We start from the raw sequence: 11,813 nt of genomic DNA, 5'->3' as shown, positions 1-11,813 counted from the left end.
ATGAATTTAAGATTGATAGTTATGATCCTGTAATAACGTTGATATTTTCAATTTGAAAACATCAGACTCCTGTTTCCCATTTATATCCTGTTCCATATACCGTTTTCAGATAATGTTCGCATCCTGCTTCATATAGTTTCTTTTTGAGGTTTTTTACGTGTGCGTATACAAAATCATGGTTATCCAGCATGTCTGCAAAATCACCGGAAAGGTGTTCTGCCAATGTACTTTTAGAAATGACCTTATTTTTGTTGCCAATAAAATAGATAAGAAGATCAAATTCTTTTTTTGTGAGAATAATTGTTTTATCATTAATAGTCACTGTCTTAGCTAAAAGATCAATCTGCAGTTCGTTTTGTTTGACAACATTTGAATTATTAAACTGTTTTCTGCGGATAATAGAATAAATTCTTGCCATCAGCTCTGAAAGATGAAAAGGTTTGGTCAGATAATCATCTGCTCCCAGCTGCAAACCGGTGATCTTGTCATCCAAGGCATTTTTAGCGGAAATAATGATGACACCGTCCTGCTTATTCTGTTTTTTCAATTCTTCCAGTAAGGTAAGACCATTTCCATCCGGAAGCATGATATCCAGTAAAATACAGTCGTACTGGAATGCTTCTGTTTTTTCCATCGCTTCACTGAATGTTGATGCGAACTCGCACAGATAGTTTTCTTCTGAAAGGTATTCAGAAATACTTTTGGCCAATTCGGTTTCATCTTCAATAATCAGAATTTTCATCAGTAGAATGGTATTTATTTAAAATCTGACAAAACACAGATGTTTCACTTCGCAAATGTAAAGATTCAATTCTGAAGAAATTTTGAATTGATCAATAATGAATGAAATTAAAAGATAAGAAGTCCATTGAATTACTTTTTCAGTAGTATATCAGATCCTGCTTTCATGTATGCTGTATCGGATAAATCTTTCAACTTCACCTGGGGAGAAAATCCCTCTCCCACTTCAGCATATTCTTTTTTCGTCCGGTCTACTATATTTCCTGTCGTCAAGACAAGAAATGCTCCATCGGAAAGTTTATATTCCTGGTTTCCTGAGGTGAGTCCCATCGTATTCTGCCCGATAACCGTTGCATTCTTCTGCCCTGCAAATGCAATGGTACTGAACTCGCCTGAGCTTGAAGTTTTCTTATTGACCATAACCACCACCGGTTTTGTTATACGCTGAGGAACTTTTTTGATCTTAAAATGATGAACGAGCTGTTTACCCTCAAACAAGCTGCCGTTAGTATGATAATCAAAATAAGCATATTCTCCTTCTGCATCTACTGTCCCGATCACGTTTTGTTTATCCAGCAATGGAGAAAGAGCAGCCAGCATGGGATAAAACATTCCGCCCCCGTTGTCTCTGAGATCCAGGATCCAGCCTTTGGGTTTTTGGACATCCAGTTCTTCAATTCTTTTATAAAAGGTGTTGACGAATTCATCCCATTCTGCAAAATGATAACAGGCAAAACCGGGAAGTTTAATATAGGCCAGCTGGTTTTCAGTCAATTTTGCCTCAATTACAGGGAATTCCTGGCCGGTAGCTCTGTAGCCGAGTGTGTAGGCCTGAACCATTTCAGGTGGAAAGAAATTGGAATGTGCATCTTTAAGAGCACCAAGAATATCTTTGATAAGCGGATAAGTTTCCCTGATGGTATGTAGATTTTCAGCTTTTTTGCGTGAGTCTGCATATAGTGAATCCCAATTGATCCGATGTTTGTTGACTGACTTAGCTTTCATCAGATCAAGGGCGCTCACGACATAGTTTTTGACGCTGTCGTTTTGTGCGTTTACATTCATATGAATAAAAAGAAGGAAAATGGTAATCAGAAAGTAAAATTTTTTCATAATATCTTATCAATTGAAAGGTGATAAAGATAATATATTTCAGGGATGATTATACAAAGAATAAAAATGGATCATTAATCTGATGGCATTTCCACAAGTGAATCTGTTTTACATCAAAATGGAATCAGCTTTTCAGCCAGTTTAAACATTCCGTGATCTGTCTTTTGCTGATAAATACATCAGCATCCACTTCAGGTTCAGGGGAAAGCTTAAGTTCTACTTTTTGGCTTGAATGTTTAATAATTTCAGTGACTGCTTCTTTATTAATGATAAACTTACGGTTTACCTTAAAGAAAACATTGGGATTTAATTTTTGGATAATATCTTTAATGGTATCATCATAAATATAAGTCTGATGGTCCTTTGTCGTTAAGAAAAGATATTTTCCTGATGCGAAAAAATAGGCTGTATGATGCTCGTCTACGGATTTAAGTTTATTCCCTTCTCTTACCATAAAACGTTTCATCATTTCGGAATCTCCCTGATGTAAGGTAGAAATGGATTTTAAAGTAGGTTCGGGATCAAAATTATTCCTGATAGAAATGAATTTCTGTAATGCTTTGTGTAAGTCCTGCTCTTCAAAAGGTTTTAGGAGATAGTCAATGGTGAAATGCCTGAAAACCCGTATCGCATACTCATCAAATGCCGTGATAAAAATAATAGGCGTAAAAAGATCCACCTGTTCAAAGATCTCCAGGCTCATTCCATCACCAAGATGGATATCCATAAAGATAAGATCTGCGGAATCTTTTGTGAAAAAATCTATTGCCTGCTTTTTGGAACGAAGAATAACGGTCTCTGTAACAGGGACTATGTTTTGATTATCCAACAGGTTTTTCAGATAATTAACAGCCAGCAATTCATCTTCTATAATGGCAATTTTCATACTATTGGCAAAAGTACAAAAAAACCGCTTAAACAATCAAGTTCAAGCGGTTTCAAGGGGTGTTAATATGAAGTGTTATAAATTCGGATTATTCTTCTTCGCACTCATCGGATATTCTATAGTATATCTCGGGTCGTTTTGTTGAAGAATATATTCTATGCCTAGTACGGTATGCGTTATTTTTTTCTGATTTGCTCTTCTCAAATCAAACCATCTGTGGCCTTCCAGTGCAAATTCTCTGAATCTTTCATCAAGAATAAAACTCATGAAATCTGTTGTATTCATCCCGTTGAGCTGATTCTGAACGGAAATATATCCGTCTGTCGTATATCTGTTTTTTAAAACCGGAAGCAATGCTTCTTTTGCTTCATCAAGCCTGTTTAGTTTCAATAATGCTTCAGATTTTATAAAGTATAATTCAGCTGTTCTGAAAGATACTCTGAAATCATTACTTCCTCCCTTGATCACTTTATATTTGTTCTTATTTTTCTCAAAATAGATTCCAAATCTTTTGTCTGTGGCGGTATTATATTGCGCAATCAATTCCGGAGATGCGAAAATTACATTTTGCACATTGGTATTCAGCGGGTTATCTAATGCTAAAATAGATTCCACTGAAGCATAGTGGTTAGGGGCAGTATTGCTGGTATTTAAATTACTTAATTCTCCTTTTACAGTCAATAGCCCTTGTGCATCTTGCAGTGCTTTATTCCAGTCTCCCTGATAAAGTGCCACTCTTGCACTGAAAGCCATCAGTGCATTTTTGGAAAATTTATAGTTAGCACCAGCAGCCTGCTGTTGTTCTACCATAAGCCCTTTCGCCTTTTCCATATCTTCATGGATCTGATTGTAGACTTCCTGTACTGAAGAAGGCTTCAATACGGCTTCCATGTCAGCTATCAGACTAATAGGAACTCCCCTGTCTGAAGAAGCTGTAGCACCATTATAAGGTTTTGCATATAAATTAATCAAATCAAAATAGGAATAAGCACGCAATGCGTAAGCTTCCGCCAAAATCTGATTCTTTTCTGGAGAGTCTTTCATGGTCTTACTTCCCTCGTTGATAGCCTGGTTCAGGTAGAAGATTACTGTATAAAAATCTGCCCACTGAAATTCTTTTGTTTCAGCATCATAATTGCTATCCTTCCACATAGACAGTTCACGATAATAAGGGAAATCGCTGGTATCTTCATCAATTATCATCTCATCTGTACGAAGGGCTGAAAGGGATTTATGAATAGGGTATTTGGAATACGCCGAGGTAAGTATTTTTCTATAATCTTCAACACTTACCGGGATTACTTTCCCTTCAGGCTGGATGTCCAGAAACCGCTCACATCCTATACTTGTAAAGCTAATGACTGCCAGAGCAATGAATGTAGTTATTTTTCTCATTTTTTTCAAGTTTTAAAAAGAAACATTAAAGCCAATTGTAACTGATTTGGCAATAGGTTGTGCATAAATATTACCATAGGTTTCAGGATCAAAATATCCGTTATATCCGTTACTGAATACAAAAAGGTTACGGCCTTCCACACTCAATCTCAGACTACTGATTCCCATTGGACTCGTAAATTCTTTAGGAAGTGTATATCCTAAACGGATACTGCTGATTCTCAGGTAACTGATCTCTTTTGCCCATATATCAAGCAGCCCATATGCATTATTCGGGCTATCGGTAAGCCATTTGTTCCCCATCCATCCCGGGTTATCTTCCATATTAGGACTTGTTATTGCCGGAAGTGAAGCTCCTGCTTCATAAATATCCCTTGTATAATTTCTTCCTCTGTCTAAATCCATTCCTCTGTAAGAAGGCGATCTCATCACGGTCTGCTTAAAGTTGAAAGCTGCTGAAACAGTGAGATCAAAATTATGTACTTTAAAAGTGTTTATAATACCTCCGGTAAATTTAGGGTCCCTGTCTCCAATGTAAGTGAACAGGCCTCTCATTTCTTCAGCGGTAAGCTTTGTCCCTACCAGCTGTCCCGGAAGGAATTCTTCATACACATCATACAGTTTAAAGAAGTCTTCAATTTTCATCTTTTCATTCCCTTTCCAGAACATAGGGTTTCCATTCTCATCCATCCCTGCCGTTTTCAAAGCAAACACAGCATTTACGGGAAGTCCTTCTCTTGAAGGAAGCATCGAGTTCTGACGAGGTTGTTCAGTAATGACGTTACTCTTATTATGAGCAAAATTAATAGTGGTTGACCATTTGAAGTTGTCTTTCTCGATATTTCTGGTTGAAATGGCCACCTCAAAACCTTTGTTCGTCAAGCTTCCCCAGTTCATCATCGTATAATTGAATCCCGTTTCAAGCGGTGTTTCTCTCATACTGATCATATCTGTTCCCTTTCTGTTGTATACGTCAGCAGTAAGGTTGATACGGTTTTTAAACAATCCAAGATCAATTCCGAAATTCACATTGGTTGTTTTTTCCCAACGAAGCTTGTCATTCGGAGAAGTTATTACATTAATAATTTCTTCTTTTTTTCCCGGAAGAATGGTTGCTTCTCCATATTCTCCGATAAAAAACGGCGATGTATTACGGTCAATATTTCCCTGTAAACCATAAGAAGCCCTTAATCTAAGATTAGAAATAAGAGGTACATTCTTCATAAAATTTTCCTTTGTCACCAACCAGGAACCTGAAGCGGCCCAGATTGGCAAATACTTGTACTTTTTATTTACCCCAAAAAGGTTGGTACCGTCATATCTCACACTTCCGAAAAAGGTATATTTCTGGTCATAGGTATAAGAAGCCGTTGCAAACATAGAAGCATAAGCATTCTCTACAGTAGGCATTTCACGGTAGGTTTCGTATTTTTTATCTCCGGCAAAATCAGAGTTAGGAAATATAATCGGAGTTCCTGTTTTGGTAAGGCTATTAAAACCAAAAGCTCTGGTAACCCTGGTGTTATCTTCTGTTTTTCGAATTTCAGTTCCGGCCATTAAATCAATCTCATGTAGCGAATTGATTCTTGTACTATATAACCCCTGCACTTTCCAGTTGTATTGAAAGAAGTCATTATCCCAGTTTTGTTTTACTCCTCCTACCGGTAAGAAATAGCGGGCTGCTCCGTCTTTATAATAACGGGTTCCCTCTCTCATCTTCCTGGTAAAATAGGTGTTTTCAGCGGCAAATTTTTCCGTTTTGTTGGTATCATACTGCATACCTAACTGTGAAGTAAACTTAAGACTTTTGGATACCTTATACTCTAAATCCAATATCCCTTTTAATGAATAATTTTTCAGGGTATAGTTTGTATTTGCTCTCTCTTCCAAAAAGTTGAAAGGAATATAGGCATCTCTTGTACCGTCTATATCCGGATCATATTTATAGCTCCCATCTGCATTGAAAGGTGTCAGATAAGGATTGGCATTTCTTGAATAATTAATAGGATTGGCTGCAGCATCAGCATCCGTCATGAAAGACTCTTTTTCACTCTGAGTACCAAAAATAGAGATTCCTGCATTGAATTTATCGCTTATTTTATAATTATTCTTCAAGGTCAGGTTATATCGTTTGAACCCTGTGCCTATTGTTGTTCCCTCTTCATCAAAATATCCTAATGAGAAATAGTAATCTGAACGGTCACTTCCTCCGGAAAGACTTAATCCGTATTGTCTGTTGATCGCGTTTCTGTATAGCAGTTTTCCCCAGTCAGTATTATTACCTCTCAAGCCATCAATCTGCTGACGGGTCAATGCATTCAGCCCCTCTAAACCGCCTGCTCTGAAAGCATCAAGCTGATTGTTTTTAGTTAAGATTCTCATCACTTCCCCTTTATCTGCACGGTACGTTAGATCTGCACGTTTTGCAAGCATTAACTCCAGATCTACTTTTTCGTTGGAGTTCAAAAGATTAAGCTTGTCAAAATCAGGACGGGATGTAATGAAAGTATCTGCTGAGAAGTTGATCCTCAGGTTTCCTTTCTTTCCTTTTTTCGTGGTAATAGAAATCACCCCATTGGCTGCCCTTGCCCCGTAAATAGCGGTAGCGGCTGCATCTTTCAGGATGGTGATATCTTCAATATCATTTGGATTCAGCCCGGCAATTGAAAAGTTCTGAAGCTGATCAATATTATCTTTATCACTAAAGTTTGGAACATCATTTCCTTCCAAAGGAAGACCATCTACTACCCATAAAGGATCCTGCGGCCCTGAAAGAGAAGCCGTTCCCCTTATCCTGATCTTTGCAGGACTTCCGGGAGCTCCGGTTTCAGGAGTCACTACCACTCCTGCAATCTGTCCTGATAACATCTGGTCTACACTGGCAACACCAGCCTGGTTGATATTATCCATCTTAACTGTTGAAACGGCAGAGGTCTGCTTACGTTTTTCAATTTTCTGGTATCCGGTAATGATGACTTCCTGTATTTTATTTTTGTCTGAAATTTCAGGAGTCAGTCTGACGGTATAATTGGTCTTATCTTCATTGATCAGGATGATCCTGGACTCGTAACCCGGATAGCTTACCAGCACAGACTTGGCATCTGCAGGGATTTCAAGGATAAATTTCCCGTTCTGGTCGGCCACCGTACCTACGGATACGCTTTCAATAATTCCTTCGAGGTCTGTTTTGGTAGACACAGACTGGGTCTCTATTTTTACAGATGCCCCGGCAATCACGCTTGAGGTACTGCTGTCTTCTATTTTTCCTGTGATGGTTTTCTTTTCCTGGGCCAATGCGATCTGAGCCGCCAAAAGAGGTACAAGTATTAGAGTTTTTTTCATAGCTGATTATTTATATTTAAAGCCTCTTTTATTCGGATGATCAAGTCTGCATAATGAGCCCTGGAAGCTTCATCTCCTTTATTTTTAGTTTTATTCAGTAAGTTCAGTACTTTCTGCAGTTCCGCTCTTTTGTAGGTGGTGACTTCAGACACTCTTTTCATGGATGAGTAGTTGATATTCCTAAGTTCATGCTCTTCTCCATGGAAGTTGCAAATCATTGGCATATTCAGTGTATTTTCAACCTTAAGAGCCTTCACTGCCGTTTTCTCAAACAATTTATTCACAGAAACAATGAGAGCATCCACATAGTTTTTCTGGGTCATCTTTTCAAGGATGGTCAGGCTTCCTTTTTTATTGAAGATCGCTTCTCTTACCTGGTCGAATAGATTTTCTACTGTGTAAATTTCTTCTTTAGAACCGGAAACTTCCTGTTTCAGTTCATTTTCAAGCATTCTGAGCAGGCGGTCATCCATAAACAGGGAGTAAAGACTGCCATACTGCATTCCTCTTGCGAGATTGTAAGGCGTCTGTTCAAACGGTCCCATGGGTGAATTTTTCACAGGATATGTTTTTTCAGTAATCGGATTAAAGAAAAGCCACTCCGGAAGGTTGATCGCATTTTTGATCAGATAATCCACTGCTCTTTTCTGGGTTTCGGCAGGCACTGCTTCATAAGCTTTTTTATTGCTTCCAAAAACGGTATTATTCAGGTAGATTCCTCCCACATTGGCCATCACGTGTCCTGTATAGAGATCCCATTGTCCTATAACTCCCAGATACAGCTTACCTGCATCGGTATAGGTTTTCCCATCCTCATAAGTCCATGACAGAAGGTTATTGGTGACTACTTTCAGGTTTTTTATGCCGTACTCACCGGCTTTCATCGCATCATCACCCAGGTCTTCAGACTGGGAACGGGGATCAATGGTTTCTAAATAGCTTTGCTGCTCGCCATAGAAATACAATGGATCGTCCTGATGCTTTTCTATTAAATTTCTTAGGGCTTTTTTCTCGGATATTTCATCCTGATACCAGCGGTAGCCCCACTCTATGGCATATTTATCATAAACTCCGATCTTCGGGGTTATTGCGGTAACGCCATCTTCGGGCTGAGCTACGTAATTGTAACGGGCATAGTCCATGATGGAAGGTGCCGTTCCACCCATTTTATCTGTAAACTCCTTAGAACGCAGAGATTCTACAGGAAATGCAAAGGAAGCTCCCATATTATGCTTCAGCCCGAAGGTATGGCCTACTTCGTGGGAAGACACAAAACGTATGGCCTCGCCCATATGCTCGTCGCTGAATTTATTTCCTCTGGCTTTAGGATCTATCGGGCCAGTCTGAATCCTCATCCATTCCTGAAGTGAAGTCATCACATTATGCCACCATATAATATCCGATTCTATGATCTCGCCACTTCTCGGATCCACCACGGAAGGCCCCATCGCATTGGCCTTGGGTGAGGCGGCATAAGTGATTACAGAATACCTTACATCATCAATATCAAAGTCTTCATCTTTCTCATCAGGCATTTTTGCGATCACAGCATTTTTGAATCCTGCCTGCTCAAAAGCTGCCTGCCAGTCATAAACTCCTGCAATGATCTTTTCGCGCCACTGTTTCGGTGTCGACGGATCTATATAATAAACAATCTGCTTTTTCGGTTCTACGAGTTCTCCCCGAAGGTATTTTTCTTTATCTTCTTCTTTGGGCTCCAGGCGCCATCTTGTGATAAACTGTTTTTCGTCCATCTTCTGCTGACGGTCACTGAATGTCCAGTGCTTTTCGCTGAAAAAACCGACTCTGGAATCTCCTGTTCTAGGCTGCATCGGCACTTTGGAAAGCAATACCAGGTTGGTGGTAACGCCTAACGTAACAGGCAGATCTACTCCTCCTTCGTTGACAGAGGTTGTGAGCTGGGATTTTACAACCAGGTTCTGAGGGAAGGTTTTTACACCTTCAATGTAGGAAAGGTTTGACTTTACAGATCCTCCAAGTCCTACATTGGCCAGGACATCGTTGAAGCTTTTCTGGTTTCCGTCAAAAATCTTATTGACTTTAATGGCTACAGAGGTGGAATCATTGTTTTGGGCTTCTATATCAAAAAACTCAATTATAGATTCTGAAAAGTTATCTTTTACCGATCTTGTGATGGCATCATTCACAGGAGATGATACCTGCGGTACCACGGTCTTCACCCACACTTTTTTAGCTACTGCATCACGGTGGAAGGAAATGACTTTGTTTTCGTAGTTCATACCTTTATTCAGACCTGCTTCATTCACCTGCATAGGAACCTGGGAAAGTTTATTGACAACCAGAAACTGCCGCTCCATGAGGCTGTCCGGAATCTCAAAATAAACGTCTGTCTTGACCTGGATGGTATTGAAAAGTCCTTTTTTATAGGTTCCTTTCTTGATCAGATCTGCAATTTTCTTTGTTTTCTTTGATGAAACATCTGTTTTGTCAGTCTTTTCTTTATCTGTTTTTAAGGTGTCTTTTTTCTGTGCAAATGCTGCCGGTGAGGCTAACGCAAGTCCTAAGTACAGTGCCAGTCTGTAGTTCTTCATTAAAATAGTCCGATTCATTCCAAATTATTAGATATCTTAGTTTCTGCGGCAAAACTATAGGTAAAGAAATAATATAAACAGTATTAGGGAGTGAGAGGTGTGATTTCGGGAGTGAATGGATTTCACTTTTACTCCAATAAAGGTAAAATACATATAAAATATTCACCATCTACAGAAATATTAACAGAATTCTTCTTGAAATATCTATAAACCTGATTCAAATAATCAATTCCAAACTTCTCTCCCTGTACAGCCTCATCGGTCTTTGGCTGCCATGTATTCTTTACGCTGATGATTTGGCTTTCTACAGTGATAATGATCTCGAGAGGACTGTCTATAGTGGCTATGTTGTGTTTGATAGCATTTTCCACGACCATCTGAAGGGACAGGTAAGGAATCTTTTTTTCGAGGCTTGTGTCACCAGTGATGATCAATTCAAAACTGATTTCTTCATCAAACCTGCTTTTGAGGAGCTCCATATACTGCCGGATAAAGGAGATCTCCTGTGCCACCGGTACAATATTTTCTTTAGGAGGCACAATGAGATAACGGTAGATCCTGGAGAGGTTCATGGTGAATTTCTGTGCATTATCTTTATTGATCCCTATCAACATGTATAGTGAATTCAGGGAATTGAATAAGAAATGGGGATTGATATTATTTTTAAGCTGCTGAAGCTGGTGCAGAACTTCTTCTTTATGCATCTTCTCGTTTTCTATAAGGAGGAAGTTCTTTTCAGCCTGTATCTTTTCTTTTTCCCGGTAAGCCATGGCGGTAGATCTGTAGAACAGGATAAATACGGCCACAATCAGAAATAAGGCAGCCAGAAAGATATAGACGGTATAGGTCTTTGTTTTACTTACGCTTTCATCGATAAGGAAATTAACATGATTTACGACGGTATAACCGTCAAAGTTGTCCGTTTTCAGTGGTTTTATAAAGCGGGTGACATCTACGTTAAGGTACTCTGAAGCCGCAATTCCTTCGGTATATCCCAATTGGGTTTCAGCGGCCAGAGTATCTTTTGGTTTAATATCTGTAAACTCAAAAACGTTCTTTCCTATGTATTTCTTTTCGGGATGGGTAATGCAGATGCCTTCTTTGGTAAATACGTAAGCATAATTATTAGGGGTTCTGTCTACAGTGATGAAATACTGGTGAAGGTCATCAAGGCTAACGGCAGAACCATAATACAGCCTGTCTTTACCGGGCAGTGCCAAAGAGTCATAGCTTACCCAATAAATGCTGTCTTTTCGGGTGATAAGGAGGTCGCTGAAGTGTCCCGATCTGTTATTTTCTATTTTTGTATAGTTCCCTGCCTTATCTTTTTCTGTGAAAACACTGGACAAAGGACTGTTGCTGACAGATTTTCCGGAAGTATGATCATAGTAGGAATACCAGCTGTAAGGCAAGAGGTTGCGCTTCCGGTTCAGATCATTGAGGACGGAGGAATATTCTCTGTAATTTTTCAATCCATCTTTCCGGATAAGGGCCCGCAGCAGATACTGATAATCTTCTATATTGGTGAATTCTTTTTCTATGGTCTCATATTTCCGTACAAAGGTCTTGCGTGCAAACTCTTCGTTATTCTTCCGGCTGTCGTGGGTAATAAGGACGCTGAGAACCGCAAAAGCCCCCACCGCAATGAAGCAGGCTACCAGAACCGCTATATAAATAGATCTTTGGGAGAGTATATGTTTAAAATTAGTATTCAACTGTTGATAATAGGAGCAGCACCAAAAAAACTGCCTGGAAATAAATTC

At 39.2% G+C, this 11,813-nt stretch carries 7 protein-coding genes; all 7 read right to left on the bottom strand.

Features of this window, described 5'->3' with window-relative positions; genetic code table 11:
• Positions 1-61 precede the first annotated feature (61 nt).
• Positions 62-742, bottom strand: coding sequence for a response regulator transcription factor (locus QF044_RS05235; RefSeq protein WP_307264521.1), 681 nt, complete (start codon positions 740-742; stop codon positions 62-64).
• A gap of 131 nt (positions 743-873) precedes the next feature.
• The gene (locus QF044_RS05230) at positions 874-1,854 is read right to left on the bottom strand and encodes a S41 family peptidase (protein WP_307264518.1); all 981 of its coding nucleotides are present in this window, start codon (positions 1,852-1,854) and stop codon (positions 874-876) included.
• Between the two features lie 124 nt (positions 1,855-1,978).
• A complete protein-coding gene (locus QF044_RS05225; RefSeq protein ID WP_307264516.1) occupies positions 1,979-2,740 on the bottom strand; it encodes a LytTR family DNA-binding domain-containing protein in 762 nt (253 codons plus the stop codon).
• 75 nt (positions 2,741-2,815) lie between these two features.
• The gene (locus QF044_RS05220; RefSeq protein WP_307264513.1) at positions 2,816-4,135 is read right to left on the bottom strand and encodes a RagB/SusD family nutrient uptake outer membrane protein; all 1,320 of its coding nucleotides are present in this window, start codon (positions 4,133-4,135) and stop codon (positions 2,816-2,818) included.
• 12 nt (positions 4,136-4,147) lie between these two features.
• Complete coding sequence (locus tag QF044_RS05215) at positions 4,148-7,477, bottom strand: SusC/RagA family TonB-linked outer membrane protein (RefSeq protein ID WP_307264510.1); 3,330 nt, start codon at positions 7,475-7,477, stop codon at positions 4,148-4,150.
• The gene (locus tag QF044_RS05210; protein ID WP_373462594.1) at positions 7,474-10,068 is read right to left on the bottom strand and encodes a zinc-dependent metalloprotease; all 2,595 of its coding nucleotides are present in this window, start codon (positions 10,066-10,068) and stop codon (positions 7,474-7,476) included. The genes QF044_RS05215 and QF044_RS05210 overlap by 4 nt, the downstream gene beginning before the upstream one ends.
• 110 nt (positions 10,069-10,178) lie before the next feature.
• Positions 10,179-11,765: a histidine kinase gene (locus QF044_RS05205; RefSeq protein WP_307264508.1), complete on the bottom strand. Its 1,587-nt coding sequence runs from the start codon at positions 11,763-11,765 to the stop codon at positions 10,179-10,181.
• Between the last annotated feature and the right edge of the window lie 48 nt (positions 11,766-11,813).

Source organism: Chryseobacterium sp. W4I1 (assembly GCF_030816115.1).
Taxonomy (GTDB): domain Bacteria; phylum Bacteroidota; class Bacteroidia; order Flavobacteriales; family Weeksellaceae; genus Chryseobacterium.
Note: the sequence above shows the minus strand (reverse complement) of the source record. Positions and strands in the feature narration are given on the sequence as shown.